We start from the raw sequence: 21,806 nt of genomic DNA on the forward strand, positions 1-21,806 counted from the left end.
ACGCATAGTAATACAGACTCGTTTCATTATGTTTACTTTTTTATGATTATTTTTAATACCAATTGTGTCTCATAGAAAAAAGCATTACACTGTTCATATAAAATAATGATAAAAGGTGATATCTGTGAATTACGAACTATTTAAAGCAATCCATGGTTTGTCCCATCATAGTGCCATTCTCGACTCGATTATGGTATTTATTACGGAATACTCGATTTATGCCTATGCCCTCTTCCTGCTTGCCATGTGGCTGTTCGGAAGCACAAAAGGCAGACAAAACGCCTTATATGCGGGCTTCACGGGCATTGCGGCGCTTATCGTCAACTACCTCATTACAAAAATCTATTTCGAACCGCGCCCCTTCGTCGAGCATACGGTGCATACGCTGATTCCGCATGCCGCGGACGCTTCATTTCCGAGTGACCATACGACAGGCGCATTGGCCATCTCAATCGCGATTTTGTTCCGCAACAAAAAGCTCGGCTGGCCGCTTGTGATTTTCGGCCTCTTGACCGGCTTCTCAAGAATTTGGGTCGGCCACCATTATCCGATTGATGTGCTCGGAAGCATCATTGTTTCAATCATTGTCGGATTCCTGCTGTTCAGATTCTCAAATGTGCTTCGCCCTCTTGTCGATCTTATCGTGCGAATCTATGAAAGTGTCGTTCATAAAAACAAATCAACAAACCATAATATATAGAAAAAAAGCCGGTGTCTGTCATAGACTACCGGCTTTCATATTTATCAGAGACGGAATGCTTTCTTCTTTTTGCAGCCGCGTACAGGATATAGAACGCGCCGATGCCGACGCTGTCAATCAGCACATCACGCAGACATCCGTTTCTGCTGAAATACAGCTGGACAATTTCAGTTAAAAAGGCAAAGGCCAGCGCACCGATCACCGCCCGCTTCACCCGCCTGCGCTCTCTGAAAAACAAATAGGCCAGCACAAAGAATGAAAAAGCGTGCCCGAGCTTTTGAATCGCGGCTTCGGGTATGGCGAGCTCTGCCAGATCAAAGGAAAAGAAGCCGGCTGCATCCGGGTGCGGCGTAAAGCGGAATACCACCGTCTGCGACACTACCATATCGTGAAAGCTTTCAGTCAGTGCAGAAATGAAAACAAAGACCAGCCATCCCGCCAGCAGACATTTATTCATTCAGCATCTCCTTTTCCTGTAAATTAGTTTCTATTAGTATAAAGGCACATACAAGCGATGAAAAGCGCCTATCTGAGCTGATAGGCGCTTTTGCATGAAGATTGCCCCGATTACTTCGATGAGCCGTCTTCTTTTAGATCTGTTTTGTCTTTTGAACCATCCTGTTTATCACCGGATTTTTCTTCAGTTTCTTTTGCAGGCGTAACGTCTTTTTTCTCGGAAGACTGCTGAATGGAACCTTCTGTTTCTTCTGTAACAGCGTTTTTCTCTTCAGCCGCGGCTTTTTCAATTGATGTGACCGGTTTGTCCATAAAATTCAGCGGATTCATGGCCACGCCGTCTTTACGGATTTCAAAGTGCACGTGATTGCCGCTTTCTTCACTGTAAAGGTTTTTGCCTGATTTTCCAATGACTTGATTTTGCTTGACCTTGTCGCCTTGTTCGACACCGGTTTCAGAAAGAGATTGATATACGGTGGACAGGCCGTCTGAATGTTCAATCTCAACCACATATCCAAGCACCGGATCTTTAGCAGCTTTGACAACCGTACCGCTCAGAGAAGCGGAAACATCAAATGCTTTCCCGTCTTTCTCAGCTAAGTCAATTCCTTTACTTAGGCTGTACGTGTTATTATAGTTAACGAGTGCTGCTTCTTTTTCTTCTTTTGCGGCATCAGTTTCATAAAACTTTTTCACAACAGAAACATTTTCAGAATGAGCAGCCGGCATTGCGACATTTTCCATTGGCTTGCCTACTTCGACGGCATCGTCTTTGCCGCTGTCATACGCGGAGTTTCCGCCGTTGTTCGTCAGATTGTCCTTAACATCGTTTGAAACGGATTGATACCAAAGGACAGCTGTTAAAATGACGGCCGCACTGACTAAGTAAATTGCAGGGAATATCCAGCGTTTGCGAAAGAACCGCTGAAGTTTTTTGACTTGAGAAGTTTTCTTTTCTTCCTCTCTCATTGTTTCATCACCTCAGCAACATTCTGAACACTTTTCTGAAAATATATACACATTCTTAAAAAATCTTTTTGGAAGTAGTATGTGCAGATGTTTTTTTATTATGTAAAAGAATTTGAAAGGAGAGCTTGAATATAATGAATTTGACCCTGCGCAGGGCCGTATTGGAAGATGCAGATGCGGTTGTGGCCATATATAACTCGACGATTGCCTCACGAATGGTAACGGCTGATACCGAAGAAGTGACAACTGAAGACCGGATGGATTGGTTTTTGCGGCATACAGACAAGCGCCCGCTGTTTGTCGCTGAAGATGAGAACGGCAAAGTGGCGGCCTGGATCAGCTTTGAAACGTTTTACGGCCGTCCCGCCTACGAGAAAACAGCTGAAATCAGCATCTATCTTCATGAGGATTGCCGGGGCAAAGGCGCAGGAAGCTTTCTTCTTCAAGAAGCGCTCCGCATCGCTTCTGAAATCGGCATTCGAAATATAATGGCGTTTATTTTCGGGCATAATGTGCCGAGCATTAAACTGTTTGAAAAATTCGGTTTTACTCAATGGGGAGTACTCCCGGGTGTTGCCGAAATGGACGGAAAACGATATGATTTGAACATTTTGGGGAGAGAGCTATCATGATCAGTATCGATAAAGAGAAAGAAGAAGGTCAACAGCAGAGCAAAAAGGCCCGTTCCCTCGCCGACATTGCGAAGTGGGGAAAGATTACCGGTGTGCTTCTTATTATTGCCGGCGCCCTTTCCGCGTTAACAGCTTTAATTACCGTACTCGGCGCCATCCCCGGTGTGCTGCTCATCATTTCCGGCGTGATGCTGCTGCGCTCGGCAAAAGCGGCCGCCAGTCTTCAGAACGGCCTCGAGGAGGATGCCGAAGAAAACATGCTCGACAATTACGCTTCATTTATCAAAATGCAGTTTTTTTACGCTGCAACGAGCATTGCGGCAGGAATTATCGGTTTTATTTTAATGATCATTGTCCTCGTCATGATCGGAATTTCCGCTTATTACAACACCGGTGCCATTGATTCACCGGATTCTTATTATTACGAGAACGACCCGTTGTTTGAATAAAAAAGAGCTGATCCCGCATCAGCTCTTTTTAATACAGCATTTCTTTTTTTCGGTCTTCTTCCGTTAAAAACTCAATAAAACTCTTCATTGCAGACGGCTCCTCGGCGATTAATCGTGTATATGCGTTTTTCCGCTCTTCAGACAAAATATCGCTCTTCCTTATCCTGTTCAGCATGTAGAGCCGGATCGTTTTCTGTATCTGTTTATGCTGATAGCCGGCTTCTTTAAAAAACGCCAGCCCCAATGCCGCCAAGAGTGCAAAAATGCCGCCCGATATGAAAGTTCCTCTGCCCCCAGGAGCCAGAAACAGCAGCGACGCCAAATGAAATAGAGAAAAAGCGGCGAGCGGGAATGCGAGGAAACGGTAAATGACGCTTTTTTTCATCAGAGGCGCTATGACAGTTTGCATCTTTTGAATTTCTTTTTTGATAAAACCCGGCAAATGTTCTGCGTGCTCAAGCTTCATACCCTCTCCCCTTTGCTGTCATTTGTCTTCTTTTTCATATATGCTTATTTTAACGCAGCTGGAACTTCCTTTGAAAGAAAACTGCATTGATCTTTGTCTTCGCCTCTTTATTCTTTCAAAATGTCAATGTTATAATTTGAAATGGGAATCAGATTGCTGCACTTAACGGAATACTAATGGGCACAGTCTTGATAAATATGATATAGCGGGGTTGCAAAGTGAGCATTTCATTTATTCTTTTCGGATTTTTTTTCGTTTTAAATATACTTTTGGGCGTGATCATGATCTTTAAAGAAAGACGCGATGCCAGCGCTTCATGGGCTTGGCTGCTTGTTCTTTTTTTTATTCCCATATTAGGCTTTATTTTATACATGTTATTCGGCCATAATCTCAGACGCAAGCACCTGTTTCAGTGGGAGGACCGCAAAAAGATCGGGATTGAAAAGCTGCTCAAATTCCAGCTCAAAGATTTGAAGTCGAGGCAGTTTCAATTTAACAACCGGGCGACTGTGGATAATCAAGATCTCATCTATATGCTTGTCATGAATAACCACGCTGTGTTCACAGAGGACAATTCGGTAGAGATTTTAACCGACGGGCGCGATAAGTTTAAACGCTTATTGAAGGATATTGCCAACGCCAAAGATCACATTCACCTGCAATATTATATTTACAAAGGTGATGAATTAGGGAAAAAACTGCGCGACGCCTTAGTAAAAAAGGCAAAGGAAGGCGTAAAGGTCAGGGTTTTATATGATGAACTCGGTTCAAGATCACTCAGAAAAAAGTTTTTCAAACCGCTGAAGGACGCGGGCGGCCATGTAGAAGTCTTTTTTCCTTCCAGGCTCCGTCCCATAAATTTGCGGCTTAATTACCGCAATCACCGCAAGCTTGTCATTATCGACGGCGGAACAGGTTATGTCGGCGGCTTTAACGTCGGAGATGAATATCTCGGACTGAACCCGAAATTCGGCTATTGGCGTGATACGCATCTCAGGATACAGGGCACGGCGGTTCATGCGATTCAGACACGGTTTATCCTCGACTGGAACCAGGCCTCCCATCACCATACGCTCACATACGTACCGAATCATTTTCCGGAATGCGAGCCGAAGGGCAGCGTGGGAATGCAGATTGTCACGAGCGGGCCGGATTCAGAGTGGGAACAGATTAAAAACGGCTATATTAAGATGATTACAACGGCTAAACGGTCGATCCTGATACAAACACCTTATTTTATTCCTGATTCAAGCCTTTTGGATGCTCTCAGAATCGCTTGCCTGTCTGGCATCGACGTGAAGATTATGATTCCAAATAAACCGGATCACGCGTTCGTTTATTGGGCGACCTTGTCTTATATCGGCGATCTTTTAAAAGCCGGGGCTTCGGTCTATATTTACGATAACGGCTTTATTCATGCGAAAACGATTGTTGTCGATGATGAGACGGCTTCGGTCGGGACGGCCAATATCGACGTCAGAAGCTTCAGGCTGAACTTTGAAGTCAATGCCTTTATTTACGATGTCACCATCGCGAAAAAGCTCATCTCCTCATTTAAAGAGGATTTGCTCGTCTCAAGAAAATACACATACGAAGAGTATCAGGAGCGCTCGTTATGGATCCGCATTAAAGAATCGGTTTCAAGGCTTTTGTCTCCGATTTTGTAATTCCCGGGGTTACGCCCGGGAATTTTCATTTTCGCAATACACAATAATCGCCTGCCGCAAAAAGGCGGACAGCCCTTTTCCGTATCGGTCAATGTTCTCCGTAAACCGCTGATCGGCCGTATATAAATCGCCTAATCCCCTGAAGATGTCAGGCGTGCAGTCATAAAAATAGGTGCTGATGTGGTTTCTGAAATCACCAACTGCCTCCTGTACCTCGGCGTCGTCCGGCCCTTTTTCCATTTTCTTCGCGATGCGTTCATAAATGGCCCCCCATTCTGACATAATGGCGCTCCAATCTTTTTGTGTATACGCGGCCGTTTTCTTCTCCGTTTCGTCTGTCATGGCTTTTCCGTACAGCGCTCTCGCTTCATCCGCATATTTCATTTGGCGCTCTTCGATTTCTTTCATGCTCAGTCCTGCAAATAACTCCCGTTTCTTCATTTCTGCTCCTCCTTCTATGGAAGCGATGGTTTTGTCCGCCGTTTCAATCATTCGGTCAATTCTCTCTCTTTTTTTCAACAGAATGTCTTTTTGGCTTTCGAGCGCGGCCTTCCGCTGAAAGGCCGGGTGATCCAGCATATTTTTTATATCCTCCAGCCGGAAGCCGATTTCTTTAAAAAATAATATGTGCTGCAGCCGCTCAAGACACGCGTCACTATACAAGCGGTATCCCGCTTCAGAAACTTCTTTTGGCGTAAGCAGTCCGATATGATCATAGTGGTGGAGCGTCCTCACGCTGACTCCCGACATATCGGCCACTTGTTTGACTTGATAGAGCATGTAACCACCTCCATAATGGAATCGTAAACGATAACGTTACGTCAGAGTCAATCACAAAAACACATTTTTATATTCAAAAGACTGCCCGAATAGTGTATAAATGAAAAGTGAGTATTTTTTTGTAAAGGAGTGCTGGTGTGTTGAAGCCAGAATCTGTTAACCGTTCGCTTGTCACCATTTCTAAATGGGGGAAAGCAACAGGCATTTTATTTATTATTATGGGCGCTTTTGCGGCGCTTTCAGGAGCATTTTTCTTCTTAATCGGAGCAATTCCCGGCGTTTTGCAGATCATTGCCGGAATTTTTCTTATGCGGTCAGCAAAAGAAGCGGGGCAAATGGCAGAGCAATTCAATGAGCTGTCAGAGGAAAATATGCTTGATAATTACGCAAAGTTCGTGAAGATGCAGGGGATTTACCTCATTGTGAGCATCGGAATTTCAGTTATTGCTGTTATTCTTTTCATTATTTTTTTAATGCTTGGCATCGCTGACGGCGTGTTCAATGATTTTGACACAACTTCATATTAAAAGAAAGTCCCGGAGCTTTGCGCCCGGGATTTTTTCTTTATTCAGCTTCTCCGACTACAGTAAAGCGCTCATTTTGATGAGAAGGTTTTTCAAGTTCATCTAATACGGCGATGGCATAGTCCGCATAGCTGATATAGCTGTCTCCTTTAGAGTTGACAAGGAATGTGTCTTTGCCTTTCTTGTATGATCCAGTACGCTTTCCGTTCGGATCAAACATAGCCGCAGGACTGAGGAATGTCCAAGAGACGGAGTCTGTGTTTTCCAGATCCTCTAAATTTTTTGCCTGATTGACTGCGGTCGCCAAGTATTGCTTTGGAAATTCCGGCGTTTCAGCAAGGCGGGTGGTTTTGGCTTCATCAACGAAGAGGCTGCCGGCTCCGCCGACGACAAACAATCTTGTATCTTTCGCTTCCTTGAAAATATTGATTAATGCTCTTCCTGCTTCCACATGAAGCTGCTCCTGCCCCGCCGGAGCTCCGAACGCATTCACTACGGCATCGAATTGTTTTACATCTTCCGCTTTTAAATCGAATACGTCTTTTTCGAGAACAGTGACGCCCTGGCCGTTCACTTTTGAAGCGTCTCTCACAATCGCTGTCACATCATGTCCGCGATCTTTCGCTTCCTTTAAAATAACACTTCCCGCTTTTCCGCTTGCACCGATAATTCCAATTTTCATTTCTTTTTCCTCCTTATTTGTAACCATTTTTGTTACATCTTTGGCGGTATGAAGCCATCTCTTTTTAAGAAAAGAGATGATTCATTACATCATAAAGTGACTTGCTTGCCAATTCATTTTCCATTGCCCGCTGCACACTTCCGAACGTCTCATCAAGCGCCAGCTGAATATTTTTGCCGACCGGACACTCCGGATTCGGATTGTCGTGAACCGCAAAAAGCTCTTCCTTTTTCTGCACCGCCCTGTATACCTCTAAGAGGGAAATCTCGGACGGATCTTTTTTCAGGCTGGCACCGGGAACCCCCGCCCGGGATGTGAGAATACCGGCTTTTTTCAGCTGGCTGATTGTTCTCCGCACAACGACAGGATTCGTGTTTACGCTTCCGGCAATCATATCTGAAGAGGCCCGTTCATCCATCGAGATCAGGGATAAGATGTGAATGGCTACAGCAAGACGGCTGTTAATCATGTTTTTCACCACCGTTGTAACCATAATAGTTACATTTCATTAGTTTGTCAACTACTAATATACACTAAAATTCCTCAAAGGATGATATCCAGTTGGCAATAGAGGTGTAAAAAGGCCGGCGGGACCGGCCTTGGAGGGATTAAAACAAGAAATATCTTTGTCCGAGCGGAACATGGCTGGCAGGCTGACATGACAGTTCTTCTCCGTCAGCGAATACCTGATATGTTTTCGGATCAACTTCAATGTTCGGCATCGCGGCGTTCAGCTTCATATCAAGCTTGCTCAGCTTGCGGATATGCTGCACCGGAGAAATCATTTTTTCAAGCCCCAGTTTGCCGGGTACGCCGTTTTCAATGCTCGCCTTGGACATAAAAGTGATGGATGTATTGCGGTTCGCTTTTCCGTAAGACGCGTACATCTGGCGCATAAATACAGGTTCAGGCGTCGGAATCGACGCATTCGGGTCTCCCATCTGGGCGCGCGCAATCATACCGCCTTTGAGCACAAGGTCAGGCTTGACGCCGAAGAAAACGGGGTCCCACAACACTAGATCGGCAAGCTTTCCTTTTTCGACAGAGCCGACTTCATGGCTCAAACCGTGGGTGATAGCCGGATTGATCGTGTATTTTGCGACATAGCGTTTGGCGCGCACATTGTCATTGCCGTTTTCCCCGGCAAGGGCGCCGCGCTGCCTTTTCATCTTATCGGCAACCTGCCATGTCCTGATAATAACTTCCCCGATCCGGCCCATCGCCTGCGAATCAGATGATGTCATGCTGATCGCGCCGATATCGTGAAGGATATCCTCTGCCGCAATTGTGGCCGCCCTGATGCGTGAATGGCTGAATGCCACGTCCTCAGGCACATTAGTATCCAAATGGTGACAGACCATCATCATATCAAGGTGCTCGTCCATCGTGTTGACAGTATACGGAATCGTCGGCGTTGTAGAGGACGGCAAAATATTGGCATAGGACGCGAGCTTCATAATATCCGGTGCATGGCCTCCGCCGGCTCCTTCTATATGATATGTATGGATAACCCGGTCGCCGATTGCATCAAGCGTATTTTCTAAGAAACCCGCTTCGTTAATCGTGTCTGTGTGGATGGCAACCTGAATATCCGCATCGTCCGCAACTGCCATACAGGTTTTAATGGCGCTTGGCGTTGTTCCCCAATCTTCATGGAGCTTCAGGCCGATGGCGCCCGCTTCCACCTGCTCAATGAGGGGAGCCTTGTCAGAAGCATTTCCTTTTCCTAAAAATCCGACATTGATCGGGAATTGCTCGGCTGCCTCAAGCATTCTCGACATGTACCATGCGCCGGATGTGCAGGTTGTCGCTTTACTGCCGGTCGCAGGGCCCGTTCCCCCGCCAAGGAGCGTTGTCACTCCTGAAGAAAGGGCGACCTCCATCTGTTGAGGGCATATGAAATGGATATGGGTATCCACGCCGCCGGCCGTTATGATTTTTCCTTCGCCGGAAATGACCTCTGTGCCTGCGCCGATGACCATATGCGGGTCAACGCCATCCATGATATCGGGGTTGCCGCTTTTTCCGACGCCGACAATACGGCCGTCCTTAACGCCGATATCCGCTTTCACGATTCCGGTATAGTCCAAAATGACAACGTTTGTGATGACCAGATCAAGCGCTCCGTCTTTTGCCGTAATACGCCCGTTTTGTCCCATGCCATCCCGAATCGTCTTTCCTCCGCCGAAGATCATTTCCTCTCCGTAGACGGTAAAATCTTTCTCAACTTCAATCCATAAATCGGTGTCTCCGAGTCTGACCTTATCCCCTGTTGTCGGTCCGAACAGCTCTGCGTATTGCTCACGTGTCATCTTCATCGGATCACCCCCTCCATCCATCCGGCTTTCGTAAGGTTCGATAAGGTTTTATCCTTTCCCCGTTCATCCATATAGGTGTCAGCCATGCCGTTTAACCCTCTGATCGTTTTTCTTCCGCCGATTTCAACGAGCGTAACTGTTTTCTCCTCGCCCGGTTCAAAACGGACAGACGTGCCTGAAGGAATATCCAGACGCATGCCGATTGCTGCATCCCGCTTGAAGGATAGGGCGCCGTTGGCTTCGGCAAAATGAAAATGTGAACCGACTTGAACCGACCGCGTTCCCGTATTGGTAACAGACACTTCCTTTGTTCTTCGGCCTTCGTTAATGGCAATTATCCCTTCTGCGACTTGAATGGCTCCCGGCTTCATGACTTCACCTCCGCTGTGATCGGCTGAATCGGCTGATGAACGGTAACAAGCTTGACTCCGTCCGGAAACGTTGCTTCAACCTGGATCGACTCCAGCATTTCCGGGACGCCTTCCATGACGTCCTTTCCCGTTAAAACATGGCGGCCGGACTCCATCAGCTCTGCGACGCTTTTTCCATCCCGCGCTCCTTCCATCAGATAACAGGTCAAATAAGCAGCCGCTTCAGGGTAATTGAGCAAAACGCCGCGCTCTTTTCGCTGTTTAGCCAGCTCTCCCGCTGCAAAAATAAGCAATTTTTCTTGTTCAACCGGTGTTAATTTCATCTGTACTCCCCCTTAGTGATAGCTCAAGCGCAATTCATGTTCATACCGAAAATGATGCAGGCGGGTACCACCCCCTTCACCTCATGAAATGTTAAGTGATGAAAGAAATTCGACGGCCAATGGCTGAATTCCTTTTACAGAAAATTGAGATATCTGATTTTTTTCTTTTGAACAAACGTTTAATCAAATGGACAGATAACCTGAAAATGTAATGAAAGGTAACATCCTATGTGAATATTATAAAGAAACCATTCATAATTTTATAGAAAATTTAAAAAATTAGTGGAAATGAACCAAACAGAGCGGCTTTTTTGTCACAACTCATAACAAAAAGCCCAAAACGCTTTGGGCTTTTGTTTCTTTTATATCAGATTAATCATTATTGAGTTTATCTTTCGTTTTACCGACGCCTTTTTGCAGGCTGCCTTTTGCTTTATCCTTTTTTCCTTCCGCTTTTAAATCGGATTTGTCTGCCATATCACCGGCTTTGTCCTTGGCTTCACCTTTCATTTTGTTCATGCCGCCTTTGACTTTGTCTTTTAATCCATGATCGTTACTCATCATCTCTTCAGCTCCTTTTTTTAATGTGTACTTGTTTTCTTCCCTTTCAGTAAAATGGTAAACCGTTCAACTCTCAGTTATTGATTTCACAGCGTTCCCCGAAGCGCAGCACTTTGTAGACGGCTAATCCGTCCGACAGCTTATTTTCCGCATATTGTACCGGCAGCAGGGCAAAAAAGACATAATACGTTGAAAAATAAACAAATTGGTAAAAAAATAAGTTTGGTTCGAGGACATCCTGTATGATAAGCAGATTAATTAAAAAAATGGAAGCGAGATTAAACAGACAGCCGCCCGCATAAACAAGCGCATTCGTCAGCCGGTTATCGATCTGTAATTCACCGAACTGGCAAAAGGAATCTATGAAATAGATACGCCGGACCCGAATAGGTCCCAATTTAAAGAGGCGCTTCCCCATTCCGATATCTAACGATGCCTTGCCCCCGAATAACAAGGCCATAAAACTGTGACCGGCTACATGTATGACAGACACCATTGGCAAAATGATGAGAAAAGACACAAAAAACTTTATCATGTCATTGAATCCGAACAACAAATCCCTCCTTTCAAAATCACTCTCATTTTGCGATTTTTCCGATTTTTTTTATGTTCAAACGTATTAATGCGCAAAAAAAAATAACCATCTGAATTCCAGATGGTTAATCGTTATATATCGTATAAACATTCTTCTTTTTGAAGGTTCTCTCTCATGCAGATTGCTTTTTCATAAAAATACGCCGCTTCTTTATACTGTTCATGGGCGCTTGTGTAAACAGCCGCCTCTAAGGCGAAATCTTCTATATACACATACAGCGATTTGTCATTCATATAATGAAACACTTCATGAATTAAATCAAGATTAACAGATTCCAAATAAAGCGCTTGTAAAAATTTATATTTCTCTAAGCTGAATCGGTCGCCGCGGTCTTTCGCGATCTTCATCCCTCTTTCATAATAAGCGAGAGCGGCTTGATCATCATGCAGTCTGAAAAGGGTGTGCGTTAAGCTGAACAGCGCCTTCGGAAGCTGTTCAAGCTGATGCTCCTCAAAGACGGGCAGCGCTTTTTTAAAGTAGCGGGCCGCTTCATCCAGCTCTCTCTTTTCAGAATAACAATTCCCCAGATTGTAAAGCGCCGATCCGATCAGGCGGGGCTGCCCTTCCAGCAAAGCAAGGCGGAGCGCTTCATCTAAATGCTCAAGCGCTTTGTCATAGTTTTTGCAATCGATATAATTTCCTGAGATGACGAAATGGCATTGAATCCTCCGCACTCTGTAAAAATCGTGCTCCATATACGTTTCAAGCGCCTGAATCGCGTGATTCATGGAAAAATGAGTCTGCTTCATCACATAAAAAACTTCAGACATCTTAAAGTGGAACTCTGCCCTCTCAATATCATCTTCGACAAACGAAAGTAATTTCTCAGCTTTCCGGTAAAAAGAAATAGCTGAAACGTAGTTATTCTGATCGAATTCATACATACCTCTGAATAAATGGAAATAATACTCTGACAGTCCTGATATGCTGTCCGTACTTTCAATCGTTTTTTGCAGCTCGCTGTACTGGATCTGTGATTGCTCCGTGAAGTCCGGCTTGACGTAATCAAGCATAATATGATGGCGGTAGCTGATCAGCTGATAATATAACAGCAGCAGCTGGTCTTCCTCCATCTGTTGTATATCCTGGTCAATTTCCTCTTTCAGCTTTATGGCATCAGCCGCTTGAAACGTTAAAATGTGCTTGTACCATTTGTTGATTTTGACTCCAACTTGAGATGACGGAATCTCGTATGCGGTCATGCCCCTTTCACAACCTTTTCTAATTTCTATTGGTTATATTTTATCATAATGTATGGCTTTGGAATTAATTTATCTTGATACAGCGTCCATCAAAATTCCTACTTCATATATTTCGGCTGAGGCCGGGTTTTTTTGAACAAGCGCCTTCAGGAATAAAAAAAGCTTGCTCCGCTCTAATCGGGCAAGCTTTTTTTCATCCGCCTATATAAGACATTTCCACTTTCTTTTTCCCGGCCGTTTTAGAAAGCGTGCGATCAATCGAATACTGATCGGTACGGTTTTTCCAGACGGAAGCGATGGCGTCCGTCAATTCATCATCAGTTAAGCCGCCGCGCACAAGCTTTCGCACATCATAGCCTCCGGAAGCGAACAGGCATGTAAACAGCTCGCCTCTGGCCGACAAGCGCGCCCTGTTGCAGGAGGCGCAAAATGCATCTGAGACTGAGGAAATCACGCCGATTTCGCCTGAACCGTCAAGGTAGCGGAACCTGGAGGCGACCTCTCCCTGATAATTCGCTTCTATCGGTTCTGTCGGCATGCTTTTATTGATCAATTCGATGATCTCCGCCTTCGTAATGACGTCTTTTTTATTCCACTGGTTCGTATTGCCGACATCCATAAATTCAATAAACCGGAGAATATGGCCCTTTTCTTTAAAATAACGCGCCATCAGTAATATGTCCTTTTCATTCACGCCCTTTTGGACGACCATGTTGATTTTCACGCCGAGACCGGCGGCTTTTGCCGCCTCAATGCCTTCAAGCACCTTGTTCACGGAAATGCCGCGGCCGTTAATGGCCTTAAATCTCTCATCCTCTAAAGAATCAAGGCTGACGGTCACCCGGTGCAGCCCCGCCTGCTTCAGCTTCTCTGCGTAGACGGGGAGCAGCGATCCGTTTGTGGTCATCGCGATATCCCGAAGACCCGGAATACGCGCGAGCTTTTTGATCAATTCAGGCATATCTTTCCGCATGAGCGGCTCCCCGCCCGTCAGTCTGATTTTTTCAACGCCGAAGCGGCCGACAAACAGCTTCGCAAGCCGCTCCAGCTCTTCAAATGAGAGCAATTCTGTCTTTTGTAAAAATGGATAATCCGGTCCGAATAATTCGGCTGGCATACAGTACGTGCATCTGAAGTTGCAGCGGTCAGTGACAGAGATGCGCAGATCTCTGAGCGGTCTGTCCCTTTTGTCTGACAACCGGCGCGTTTCTGTATTCATAAGCCAAGACCCCTTTCTATTTTCCAACCCGTTCAGGATGTGTGTATACGTTAAACGATCCGTTTCTGACAAAACCGATCACCGTGATGTTCAGCTCTTCCGCCATTTGCAGCGCAAGCTCGGTCGGCGCCGATTTAGAAATAACGATCGATACACCGATTTTTGCGGCTTTTAATAAGACCTCCGAGGAGATCCGGCCGCTGAAGACAATCAGCTTGTCGCGGACTGGCATTCCGTTTTGCAAGCAATGCCCATAGAGCTTATCCAGCGCATTATGGCGGCCGATATCCTTCCGCATGAGCAGCATCTTTTCCGTATCGCACAGCGCCGCGTTATGGACACCGCCTGTTTCTTGGAAGGTGCCGCTCCCGCTTTGCATCGTCTTCATTAATTCAAGACACGCCTCAGGAGTTATTTTGATTCGGCTGACGGCTGTTTTGGCCGTTTTGACATCCTGCTGAAAGTAAAAATGCCGGCCTTTCCCGCAGCATGACCCGATGACCCTCTTCGTATAGTCTTTTTGCTCCAGCACTTCAGGATGCGTAAGTTCCACATACGCAAAACCGAGACTTTCATCTATTATAAAGCTTTTAATCTCTTTTTCAAATCGAATAACGCCTTCTGACGCGAGAAACCCGATGACCAGTTCCTGTAAATGATCAGGCGTGCAGACGAGCGTTACGAACTCGCGCCCGTTCAGCATGACAGTCAATGGATACTCAGCTGCCATCCGATCTGTCGTTTTCGTTAATTCCCCTTGTTCGTAACGGTATATTTCCCTCACCGCTGTTGCTTTATCTTCCACTGTTTTCCCCTCCGCAATATTCTTCTTTTTTATTCTTCCACACTCAGCGTATTTTGTCGAATATGCGGTTTAAAAAAAGAGCCCGCCCCGGACTCTTTATGTTTCTTTATGACGCTGTTTTTTGCTCAGGATAGTGAATAAAATGACTGCGGCAATAATGGCTAATATGCTGACGAAAATGAATGCGGCCAGCTTCAGAAAGATGCCGATCAGCACAAAGACCACTGCCGCCAGCACTAATATAATGCCAGCTCCTTTTAGCAAACGTGTCATCTCCTTTTAGTCGTATCATTCCCGCTACCCCAGTTTCTAAACAAAAAAAAGACGCCTTTCACCGGCGTCTTTTCTCGAAATTCTATTCATTTGCCAATTCCTGTGCTGCGTCATCCCAAGCCTGCTTAAATTCAGCAGCGCTGTCAGCAGAAACATAAGTTCCTCCGCCTGCTTTGGCCGCTTGTTCAAGGCTTTCGCTTCCTTTTACGCCAAAGTTAAAGCCGATGATGTTGACAATCGTGTTGACGTTCGCTTTACGGAGTTTCTGAATCTCCGCTTGAGGATTTCCGCCGCACGTTTCCTCACCGTCTGTAATTAAATAAACCACGTTTTTCCCTTTAGCTCCAACCCGCTCAAACTCTTCTCTCGTATCAGAAAGCGCTTTTGCGATCGGTGTCCAGCCTGTCGGTTTAATTTGGCTGAGTGATTGGTCGAACGGAGACACAGAATACGGCTGAAGACCGTAAAGAGTTTCCGTTGAATTGCATGACACGGCCTTGCCGGACATTTTGTTGTTGCCTTTATGTCCGAATACCCGCAGCATCAGATTCGTATCTTCAGGAAGGACTTCTGCAAATGATTTGACTGAATCCTTGGCAACGTCAATTTTACGCTCTCCATCTGTTTTTTGAATCATACTGCCGCTTGCGTCAAACAAAACAGCAACGTTTGTTTCCTCATGCGTTTTCTCAGCCGCAAAAGCAGGTGATCCGAGAGAAAGCGTCAAAAGACCGACAATCCCCGCAGTAAACATTTTTTTCATCATACTCATTCCTCTCCATTCGTTTTTCACCGATGGGCCCCTCGGCTCTCCTTTATGCTAGATTAGGCAACAGTAAAAAGATATAGGACGAGGTGCCTCTTATGGCAATAACGGCACGCCCCCAAAAAATGGGTAATATAGACGCTTCATCCTAAAAAGATTGGATAAAATATGACAGCCTTGACGGCTTTTTTCGTCCTTTTTGTAATATAAGGCGGGAAACTGATTCTTTTTACAGTTTTCTCTTCAACTGTTTTTGAATAATTTGTTAAAATCATGACAAAAAAAAGGCGCCGAAAACGGCGTCTTTTTTTATTCCGCTAATGCACGTGCTTCCAATGTAAAAATGTGATTGATATCCTTTTTGCTTTGAGCTTCGTAGTATTTTCCTCCGCCCGCTTTGGCAATTTCATGAAGCTGGCCGTTGTAGCCTTCTTTAAAGTCAAATCCGATAACATTGACCTTAATATGATGTTTACGAAGTTCTTTCGCCGTCTGAATCGGATTTCCGCCGCACGTCTCCTCGCCGTCAGTCAAAAGATAAACAGCTTTATGACCGACTTTGCGCCCCGCGTTAAAAGAAGCCTTCGCATCTTCTAATGCTTTTGCGATCGGTGTCCAGCCCGTAGGCCCGATTCCGTTAAGAGAGTTCAGAAAGCTTGGTCTGTCAAATGCCTGGAATCCGTATACGCCGCGGATGGATTGACAAGATTGTACTTTTCCTGAATTTTTATTATTTCCTTCAGAGCCGAATACCGTCATTCTGACTTGTGACTTAGACGGAAGTGAGTCCGCAAAACGAACGATTTCATCTTTTGCCATGCTGTATTTAGAAACGCCGTCTATCCGTTTCGCCATACTGCCGCTTGCATCCAGCAGAATGGCGATATTTTTTTTAGGTTTGATGATTGTTTCGCTTGCTTTCTCAGCAGCATAAGCAGGAGATGCAGCAGTCAGCAGCAATCCCAGCATGAGTATAAGTGAAAATGTTTTTTTCATCGCTCTTCCCCTTTTCAAAGTGTTTCACGTTCAACGCCGAACAACTCCTATCGTAAATGAGATGAAAAGGGAAATAAATAGGACGGGCTTCCTCTTTATTTTTGCGTATATTCACATAGAAGCGGCTGTTTATATCAGTGAATTTCACCTGGCGTGTGAGACTCGGATCCCGATTGTCCGCCTTTAGGCTTTCGTTATATGAGTCTGTTGGTTCCCTCACCATTTTTGGAATAGTTTTCCGCAAAAAAAGACGCTTATCTCAGCGTCTACTTTTTTGCCATATATTTGTTTAAAAACGCGTCGGCGTCGGAAATGTCTATTCCCTTATAATAATGCTTCACAATATCCGTAACGGACTTTCCCTGCTCCGCCATGTAATTGGCGCCGTATTGGCTCATGCCGACGCCGTGGCCGAATCCTTTTGTCGTAATAGTGATGCTGCTGCCGTTTCGTTTCCATTCAAAATCGGCTGAGCGCAGACCGAGTTTTTCCCGAATGTCCCTTCCCTTCAGCTTCTTGCCGTTTATTACAGCTGTCGCGACTTGATGGCCGGGTGTTCTGGCGGTAATCTGCCCCACCGTATTTTGTCCCGAGAGCTGAACGCCGAGCTTTTGCTGAAACTCCGCAACGCTCACTGTTTGGGTGGAGAGGTATTTAGGCGATTTTTTATCCCACGGGCTTTGCACGCTTTTTAAATAAGGAATGGCGCTTGTCCAATAGGCTTCTGCATTTTCTGTATAACCGTTGCTCGTAGAGAAAAAGGACGCCTCAATCGGCTTATTGTCATACGTTAAAATCTTCCCCTGCGTGCTGGCTACCGCGTTTGTGATTTTCTTCAGGTTTTGTGCGTACTGAGATCCCCATTCTTTCTTCAGCTGGCTTTTGCTTTGATAGACTTGAAACATTTGCGTGTCGTCCACAAGCGATCCTTTCGGCGCCTGGACGGCAGAGTCAGCTACCATTAGCCTGACAATAAACGTTCGGGCTGCGAGCGCCTGGGCTTTTAATGCCTCAGGTTTAAATTCTACGGGCATTTCGGAAGCCACGACTCCGATGACGTACTCTTCAAGCGGAATGTTTTCTACAGAATGATTGGATGTCCGATAGACCGGAATAGATACAGACGATTCTTTCAATGTCTCTGCTCCTTTTGCCTCTCTTATGGTGTGTGTTGTTCTGTGTCCGGATTCTCTGTTTAGCGCAGCTCCTTTTTCTGTCTGAAACGGAATGACAAGGAGCGTGGGCACGAGAAGAATGAGTACACATAGCCCGGATAGTAGAAATACAATTGGTTTCATATATCAGCTGCCTCCTGCTCAGGATTCGACTCTACTTCATCTTATGGGCAGGGACAAGCTAATATGACAATCCTTTTTGGACAGAATCTTTATTCCTTTTATTCACACTAAAACGTATTCTTTTTTGCAAATCAGAGCATAATAATGATGATAAACCCTATGAAAAAACAGTATGCCAGATTGACATACTGTTTTAGAAAAATTATGCGTTTAAGTCAGCGACTTCTTTGTTTTCTTGCTCAGCCGCCGTTTCATCTACTACACGTTCGATGTCGGCGCCGAGGCCCGCAAGTTTTTTGTGGAAGTCCACGTAACCGCGGTCTACATGCTTCAGTTCCGTGACGCGTGTATGACCTTCAGCCACTAATCCCGCAAGAATCAGCGCCGCGCCCGCACGCAAGTCTGTAGCGGCAACTTCTGCACCTTGCAGCTGTGCAGGACCGTTAATGATAACAGAACGGCCTTCAATTTTAATGTCTCCATTCATCCGGCGGAATTCTTCAGCGTGCATAAAACGGTTTTCAAACACGGTTTCTGTAATCATGCTTGTTCCGCCCGCACGGAGAAGCAGTGCCATCATTTGCGACTGCATGTCGGTAGGGAAACCAGGGTGAGGCATCGTTTTAATGTCGATCGGTTTCAGCTGGGCAGGTCCGATGACACGAAGGCCCTCTCCTTCGTCCGTAATTTTAACTCCCATTTCTTCCATCTTAGCGATTAAAGAAGTAAGATGTTCAGGAACCGCACCTTTTACTAATACGTTTCCTTCCGTAATTGCAGCTGCTACCATAAAGGTACCCGCTTCAATACGGTCAGGGATAATATTGTGTCTTACGCCGTGAAGCTTGTCGACACCTTCAATTTTAATGGTGCCGGTGCCCGCTCCGCGGATTTTGCCGCCCATTGCATTGATATAATTTGCTAAGTCAACGATTTCAGGCTCTTTCGCCACGTTTTCAAGCGTTGTCGTTCCTTCAGCTAAAGCAGCAGCCATAATCAAGTTTTCTGTCGCACCCACACTTGGGAAATCCAAATAGATTTTTGCGCCTTGCAGACGGCCTTCCACTTCTGCTTCAATAAAGCCGTTGCCTACTTTGATTTTTGCGCCCATTGCTTCAAAGCCTTTTAAATGCTGGTCAATCGGTCTTGAGCCGATTGCGCAGCCTCCCGGAAGCGCTACTCTTGAATGACCTGTACGGGCTAAAAGAGGCCCCATCACAAGCACTGACGCGCGCATTTTACGCACATATTCAAAAGGTGCTTCTGTTTCTAAAGCGTAAGAAGCGTCTACTGTAACTTCATTATTCTCAAAATGCACATCTGCTCCTAAATGACGCAACACTTCATTAATTGTATATACATCGGAGAGCGTAGGTACATCACAAATTACGCTTTTTTCTTCACTTGCTAATAAAGATGCAGCGATAACAGGTAAAACGGCATTTTTAGCTCCTTCAACCTTAACTGTGCCGTTTAACTTCTGACCGCCGCGGACGATGATTTTTTCCAAGGTATTCCCCTCCGCGTCCCTATATTCTCTATATTAATATTCAGTCGTAACGATTGGTGTGCCAACCGTAACGGTATGTTTTTCGCCCATTCCCGCATTTCTAAGCGCAACTTGCACATTCATCTTATGCTTTGACGTCATGATGTAATCTGTCCACTTACTTGTAAATGCAGAAACAGAAACGAAATGAGGCTCAACTACATGTTCAACTGGACTTGCTTGAAATTCTTTCATGATTTGATCTGCTTTTTTTTGCAAAACAATACTCATATTATCATTTAAATGACCCTTTAGACAAGTAAAAATAAATACTTTATTTTGAAATATGTCATGTGCCTGCCGTTCAAACTGTTCATATGTATCCTTCCAGCTTTCCGGTTGCTCCGGGCTCATTTGCTCATATAATAAATACGAAGTTGGGTTCTGGTTTTTGAGGGTAGTGATAAGCTGCAGTTTAAATGTTGTATGATTTTTTTTGTCAGAATACGTGCCGACAGCCTTTACGATTTTGTCTTCCTGTGCGACTTCCCAGCGGTATTGCGGGTTCTGCGTTTGTAATTGCTTCACTTTTTCATCAAAATCATTCAGTGACAGGTTCAAATTTTCTTTCGCGTGCAGCGTCCATTCATCAACAGTCACCTGCTGCCGCTCCATACCAGCAGCGATTTGGGCAAGCGGTGACAGCTCACTCGCATGAATGGAATGAAACACCGCAATTAAGGCGCTTAAAAAGACAAAAAACAGAATGGCACGGCCTGCTCTTTTTTTCTTCATATCGTTCTCTCCCCCTTACTCCCATTTTTGCCGGAGCCGGGGAAAGCAATACATGGAAAACTTCGTCAAAACTCGCCAGGCGTATGAAGAAAAAATTGGTTTCTCCTCCATCCATTCCCGTCATTTCGACTGATGAAACAGCTTAAAACAAGTATGGCAGCTGCTTCGAATAGGTAAGATAATCTAAAAAGAAATTCGCGACTGCCGTTCCGATCGCAATTGTGAGAAGAATGATCAGGAGTCTGGCCTGCACCACTTTCCCTTTTCGGATCAGCGGGTCAAAGTTGACGGCTTGAAGCGCCCACCATGTAACCGCAATACATACTAAATGAATCAAAATGCTGATTGCGGCCTGCTGTCCCAATACATTCACAAATTCCATCTCCTTTCAATTTCTTTTCCGCCCCCCTCACATCCTCTCTTATTATATAAGAAGATGAGAGAAAGATGATCATTTTCGCATCAGAATTTTTATCCATAATTAGGGGAAACCCCCGCTTAATTGTCCGTTCATCGGCATGGTATACTTTTTTGGAAAGGAGATGGGAATATGAATCATTCCTTTTTTCGTCCGGAAAAGCAATATGGAGATTCACTGCCCGTATTTGAACATGAGTGGGAAGCAATTGCATTCTACTATGATTATAGACAGTCCCAAACAGAGGAACTGAATGAATTGTGTCAGTTTTATAACATCTCCCTCGATTATTCACGCGACAGCCTTAAGGAATTGGAATCCCTCTACTTCCAAAGCATCAGGGAACTGCTTTTGGCAGATTGGAATCTGCCGATAGACGAGTTCGAAAAAATGCTGAGCGTGTATGTCATAGACTGCGCCATTACGCACCATGACGACGCCGAATGGGTCGTCAAGCCTTATCCGTATACGGACGGGGCTTATACGACAGGCGTCAGAAGAGGAAATAAAACATGGCATTCCGACAACTGCTGCGAACATTTATACCTGCAAAAAGAAGAGGATCATCCGCTGCTTGCAGTCTTTGAATCTCTTATGCGCTAATATAGAAAAAGAATCCTTCTCAGACAGCCGAGAAGGATTCTTTTTTAATTTCCTGTAACATCCAATCTGTTTACAGCCCGCTGTAACGCAAGCTCAGCCCGACGAATGTCAGTATCATCTGATCGTTTGTTCAAACGGTCTTCCGCCCGCTTCTTCGCAGCAAGGGCGCGCTCTTTATCAATGCCTTCCGCTGTCTCTGCGGCTTGTGCAAGGATAGTGACCTGATCAGGACGGACTTCTAAAAATCCGCCGCTGACAGCCGCCAATTCGGTCTGGCCGTCCTTTTTCAGACGGACGACGCCGATTTTAAGCGGAGCCACGGTCGGAATATGGCCCGGCAAGATACCGAGATCGCCGCTCTCGGCTCTTACACTTACCATTTCAATATCAGCATCATATACTGGGCCGTCGGGAGTAACGATATTGACTTTAACGGTCTTCATGCTTTT

The 21,806-nt window shown here is 45.3% G+C and carries 28 protein-coding genes; 6 read left to right on the forward strand and 22 right to left on the reverse strand.

From position 1 onward, the window contains the following. The first annotated feature begins 124 nt into the window (after positions 1-124). Positions 125-700: an undecaprenyl-diphosphatase gene (locus J7E26_RS03240; protein WP_214802242.1), complete on the forward strand. Its 576-nt coding sequence runs from the start codon at positions 125-127 to the stop codon at positions 698-700. Between the two features lie 25 nt (positions 701-725). Here J7E26_RS03240 and J7E26_RS03245 read toward each other — a convergent pair whose 3' ends face one another. Beyond that, positions 726-1,157 carry a VanZ family protein gene (locus J7E26_RS03245; RefSeq protein ID WP_214802240.1) on the reverse strand — a complete coding sequence of 144 codons (432 nt, stop codon included), beginning with the start codon at positions 1,155-1,157 and terminating at the stop codon, positions 726-728. Between the two features lie 110 nt (positions 1,158-1,267). Next, the gene (spoIIQ, locus tag J7E26_RS03250; protein WP_214802237.1) at positions 1,268-2,125 is read right to left on the reverse strand and encodes a stage II sporulation protein SpoIIQ; all 858 of its coding nucleotides are present in this window, start codon (positions 2,123-2,125) and stop codon (positions 1,268-1,270) included. A gap of 140 nt (positions 2,126-2,265) precedes the next feature. On the opposite strand from spoIIQ, the gene J7E26_RS03255 reads away from it, so the two are divergent. After that, on the forward strand, positions 2,266-2,757 hold the full coding sequence (locus J7E26_RS03255; RefSeq protein ID WP_214803067.1) for a GNAT family N-acetyltransferase: 492 nt from the start codon (positions 2,266-2,268) through the stop codon (positions 2,755-2,757). Beyond that, positions 2,754-3,206: a DUF5362 family protein gene (locus J7E26_RS03260; RefSeq protein WP_214802234.1), complete on the forward strand. Its 453-nt coding sequence runs from the start codon at positions 2,754-2,756 to the stop codon at positions 3,204-3,206. Before J7E26_RS03255 ends, J7E26_RS03260 begins: the two co-directional genes overlap by 4 nt. Before the next feature lie 28 nt (positions 3,207-3,234). Here the strand turns inward: J7E26_RS03260 and J7E26_RS03265 are convergent, their stop codons facing one another. After that, positions 3,235-3,672, reverse strand: coding sequence for a DUF5392 family protein (locus J7E26_RS03265; protein WP_214802231.1), 438 nt, complete (start codon positions 3,670-3,672; stop codon positions 3,235-3,237). Positions 3,673-3,890: 218 nt separating this feature from the next. Between J7E26_RS03265 and cls the strand changes: the two genes are divergently transcribed. Then, positions 3,891-5,339 (forward strand): cardiolipin synthase, encoded by a 1,449-nt coding sequence (cls, locus tag J7E26_RS03270; RefSeq protein WP_214802228.1) that lies wholly within the window; start codon positions 3,891-3,893, stop codon positions 5,337-5,339. 9 nt (positions 5,340-5,348) lie between these two features. Here the strand turns inward: cls and J7E26_RS03275 are convergent, their stop codons facing one another. After that, positions 5,349-6,119 carry a MerR family transcriptional regulator gene (locus J7E26_RS03275; protein ID WP_214802225.1) on the reverse strand — a complete coding sequence of 257 codons (771 nt, stop codon included), beginning with the start codon at positions 6,117-6,119 and terminating at the stop codon, positions 5,349-5,351. A 140-nt stretch (positions 6,120-6,259) separates the two neighbouring features. Here J7E26_RS03275 and J7E26_RS03280 point away from each other — a divergent pair, with 140 nt between their 5' ends. After that, complete coding sequence (locus J7E26_RS03280) at positions 6,260-6,646, forward strand: DUF5362 family protein (RefSeq protein WP_214803064.1); 387 nt, start codon at positions 6,260-6,262, stop codon at positions 6,644-6,646. A gap of 37 nt (positions 6,647-6,683) precedes the next feature. Here the strand turns inward: J7E26_RS03280 and J7E26_RS03285 are convergent, their stop codons facing one another. From J7E26_RS03285 to J7E26_RS03365, 17 genes are all read right to left on the reverse strand, one after another. Beyond that, positions 6,684-7,325 (reverse strand): NAD(P)-dependent oxidoreductase, encoded by a 642-nt coding sequence (locus tag J7E26_RS03285; RefSeq protein ID WP_214802222.1) that lies wholly within the window; start codon positions 7,323-7,325, stop codon positions 6,684-6,686. Between the two features lie 64 nt (positions 7,326-7,389). Then, entirely contained in the window at positions 7,390-7,794 is a 405-nt protein-coding gene (locus J7E26_RS03290; protein ID WP_214802219.1) for an Rrf2 family transcriptional regulator, read from the reverse strand. A gap of 139 nt (positions 7,795-7,933) precedes the next feature. Beyond that, positions 7,934-9,643 (reverse strand): urease subunit alpha, encoded by a 1,710-nt coding sequence (ureC, locus tag J7E26_RS03295; RefSeq protein ID WP_214802216.1) that lies wholly within the window; start codon positions 9,641-9,643, stop codon positions 7,934-7,936. Continuing rightward, positions 9,640-10,014 carry an urease subunit beta gene (gene ureB / locus J7E26_RS03300; RefSeq protein WP_214802213.1) on the reverse strand — a complete coding sequence of 125 codons (375 nt, stop codon included), beginning with the start codon at positions 10,012-10,014 and terminating at the stop codon, positions 9,640-9,642. Before ureB ends, ureC begins: the two co-directional genes overlap by 4 nt. Beyond that, complete coding sequence (gene ureA / locus J7E26_RS03305; RefSeq protein ID WP_214802210.1) at positions 10,011-10,337, reverse strand: urease subunit gamma; 327 nt, start codon at positions 10,335-10,337, stop codon at positions 10,011-10,013. Before ureA ends, ureB begins: the two co-directional genes overlap by 4 nt. Before the next feature lie 372 nt (positions 10,338-10,709). Further along, positions 10,710-10,898: a CsbD family protein gene (locus tag J7E26_RS03310; protein ID WP_214802208.1), complete on the reverse strand. Its 189-nt coding sequence runs from the start codon at positions 10,896-10,898 to the stop codon at positions 10,710-10,712. A gap of 73 nt (positions 10,899-10,971) precedes the next feature. Next, complete coding sequence (locus tag J7E26_RS03315) at positions 10,972-11,451, reverse strand: hypothetical protein (RefSeq protein ID WP_214802205.1); 480 nt, start codon at positions 11,449-11,451, stop codon at positions 10,972-10,974. A 113-nt stretch (positions 11,452-11,564) separates the two neighbouring features. Continuing rightward, positions 11,565-12,695, reverse strand: coding sequence for a response regulator aspartate phosphatase (locus J7E26_RS03320; RefSeq protein ID WP_214802202.1), 1,131 nt, complete (start codon positions 12,693-12,695; stop codon positions 11,565-11,567). A 193-nt stretch (positions 12,696-12,888) separates the two neighbouring features. Continuing rightward, positions 12,889-13,914 (reverse strand): GTP 3',8-cyclase MoaA, encoded by a 1,026-nt coding sequence (gene moaA / locus J7E26_RS03325; RefSeq protein WP_214802197.1) that lies wholly within the window; start codon positions 13,912-13,914, stop codon positions 12,889-12,891. 16 nt (positions 13,915-13,930) lie between these two features. Next, entirely contained in the window at positions 13,931-14,719 is a 789-nt protein-coding gene (gene fdhD / locus J7E26_RS03330) for a formate dehydrogenase accessory sulfurtransferase FdhD (RefSeq protein ID WP_214802194.1), read from the reverse strand. A gap of 96 nt (positions 14,720-14,815) precedes the next feature. Continuing rightward, a complete protein-coding gene (locus J7E26_RS03335; protein ID WP_214802191.1) occupies positions 14,816-14,983 on the reverse strand; it encodes a hypothetical protein in 168 nt (55 codons plus the stop codon). Between the two features lie 91 nt (positions 14,984-15,074). After that, positions 15,075-15,755 carry a VWA domain-containing protein gene (locus tag J7E26_RS03340; RefSeq protein WP_214803061.1) on the reverse strand — a complete coding sequence of 227 codons (681 nt, stop codon included), beginning with the start codon at positions 15,753-15,755 and terminating at the stop codon, positions 15,075-15,077. 312 nt (positions 15,756-16,067) lie between these two features. Next, positions 16,068-16,754: a VWA domain-containing protein gene (locus J7E26_RS03345; protein ID WP_214802188.1), complete on the reverse strand. Its 687-nt coding sequence runs from the start codon at positions 16,752-16,754 to the stop codon at positions 16,068-16,070. Between the two features lie 266 nt (positions 16,755-17,020). Next, positions 17,021-18,052, reverse strand: coding sequence for a stage II sporulation protein D (gene spoIID, locus J7E26_RS03350; RefSeq protein ID WP_214802186.1), 1,032 nt, complete (start codon positions 18,050-18,052; stop codon positions 17,021-17,023). 202 nt (positions 18,053-18,254) lie between these two features. After that, positions 18,255-19,562: a UDP-N-acetylglucosamine 1-carboxyvinyltransferase gene (gene murA, locus J7E26_RS03355; protein ID WP_214802184.1), complete on the reverse strand. Its 1,308-nt coding sequence runs from the start codon at positions 19,560-19,562 to the stop codon at positions 18,255-18,257. 33 nt (positions 19,563-19,595) lie between these two features. Continuing rightward, positions 19,596-20,336, reverse strand: coding sequence for a YwmB family TATA-box binding protein (locus J7E26_RS03360; RefSeq protein ID WP_214802182.1), 741 nt, complete (start codon positions 20,334-20,336; stop codon positions 19,596-19,598). Positions 20,337-20,478: 142 nt separating this feature from the next. Continuing rightward, a complete protein-coding gene (locus J7E26_RS03365) occupies positions 20,479-20,709 on the reverse strand; it encodes a DUF1146 family protein (protein WP_082791751.1) in 231 nt (76 codons plus the stop codon). A 177-nt stretch (positions 20,710-20,886) separates the two neighbouring features. Here J7E26_RS03365 and J7E26_RS03370 point away from each other — a divergent pair, with 177 nt between their 5' ends. Continuing rightward, the gene (locus tag J7E26_RS03370) at positions 20,887-21,357 is read left to right on the forward strand and encodes a hypothetical protein (protein ID WP_214802179.1); all 471 of its coding nucleotides are present in this window, start codon (positions 20,887-20,889) and stop codon (positions 21,355-21,357) included. Positions 21,358-21,401: 44 nt separating this feature from the next. Here J7E26_RS03370 and J7E26_RS03375 read toward each other — a convergent pair whose 3' ends face one another. Then, positions 21,402-21,800, reverse strand: a complete 399-nt coding sequence (locus J7E26_RS03375; protein ID WP_214802176.1) for a F0F1 ATP synthase subunit epsilon — start codon at positions 21,798-21,800, stop codon at positions 21,402-21,404. Positions 21,801-21,806 lie beyond the last annotated feature (6 nt).

The sequence above is a fragment of the Bacillus sp. ISL-51 genome (genome assembly GCF_018613535.1).
In the GTDB taxonomy this organism is placed as follows: domain Bacteria; phylum Bacillota; class Bacilli; order Bacillales; family Bacillaceae; genus Bacillus.

Bases quoted from the DNA above. Each gene is read 5' to 3' on its own strand.
- J7E26_RS03310 (WP_214802208.1), bottom strand. From the start codon at position 10,898: ATGAGTAACGATCATGGATTAAAAGACAAAGTCAAAGGCGGCATGAAC.
- ureC (WP_214802216.1), bottom strand. From the start codon at position 9,643: ATGAAGATGACACGTGAGCAATACGCAGAGCTGTTCGGACCGACAACA.
- J7E26_RS03360 (WP_214802182.1), bottom strand. From the start codon at position 20,336: ATGAAGAAAAAAAGAGCAGGCCGTGCCATTCTGTTTTTTGTCTTTTTA.
- J7E26_RS03260 (WP_214802234.1), top strand. From the start codon at position 2,754: ATGATCAGTATCGATAAAGAGAAAGAAGAAGGTCAACAGCAGAGCAAA.
- ureB (WP_214802213.1), bottom strand. From the start codon at position 10,014: ATGAAGCCGGGAGCCATTCAAGTCGCAGAAGGGATAATTGCCATTAAC.
- J7E26_RS03320 (WP_214802202.1), bottom strand. From the start codon at position 12,695: ATGACCGCATACGAGATTCCGTCATCTCAAGTTGGAGTCAAAATCAAC.
- J7E26_RS03375 (WP_214802176.1), bottom strand. From the start codon at position 21,800: ATGAAGACCGTTAAAGTCAATATCGTTACTCCCGACGGCCCAGTATAT.
- J7E26_RS03290 (WP_214802219.1), bottom strand. From the start codon at position 7,794: ATGATTAACAGCCGTCTTGCTGTAGCCATTCACATCTTATCCCTGATC.
- J7E26_RS03370 (WP_214802179.1), top strand. From the start codon at position 20,887: ATGAATCATTCCTTTTTTCGTCCGGAAAAGCAATATGGAGATTCACTG.
- J7E26_RS03245 (WP_214802240.1), bottom strand. From the start codon at position 1,157: ATGAATAAATGTCTGCTGGCGGGATGGCTGGTCTTTGTTTTCATTTCT.
- J7E26_RS03285 (WP_214802222.1), bottom strand. From the start codon at position 7,325: ATGAAAATTGGAATTATCGGTGCAAGCGGAAAAGCGGGAAGTGTTATT.
- J7E26_RS03340 (WP_214803061.1), bottom strand. From the start codon at position 15,755: ATGAAAAAAATGTTTACTGCGGGGATTGTCGGTCTTTTGACGCTTTCT.
- J7E26_RS03275 (WP_214802225.1), bottom strand. From the start codon at position 6,119: ATGCTCTATCAAGTCAAACAAGTGGCCGATATGTCGGGAGTCAGCGTG.
- ureA (WP_214802210.1), bottom strand. From the start codon at position 10,337: ATGAAATTAACACCGGTTGAACAAGAAAAATTGCTTATTTTTGCAGCG.
- J7E26_RS03345 (WP_214802188.1), bottom strand. From the start codon at position 16,754: ATGAAAAAAACATTTTCACTTATACTCATGCTGGGATTGCTGCTGACT.
- spoIID (WP_214802186.1), bottom strand. From the start codon at position 18,052: ATGAAACCAATTGTATTTCTACTATCCGGGCTATGTGTACTCATTCTT.
- moaA (WP_214802197.1), bottom strand. From the start codon at position 13,914: ATGAATACAGAAACGCGCCGGTTGTCAGACAAAAGGGACAGACCGCTC.
- J7E26_RS03265 (WP_214802231.1), bottom strand. From the start codon at position 3,672: ATGAAGCTTGAGCACGCAGAACATTTGCCGGGTTTTATCAAAAAAGAA.
- spoIIQ (WP_214802237.1), bottom strand. From the start codon at position 2,125: ATGAGAGAGGAAGAAAAGAAAACTTCTCAAGTCAAAAAACTTCAGCGG.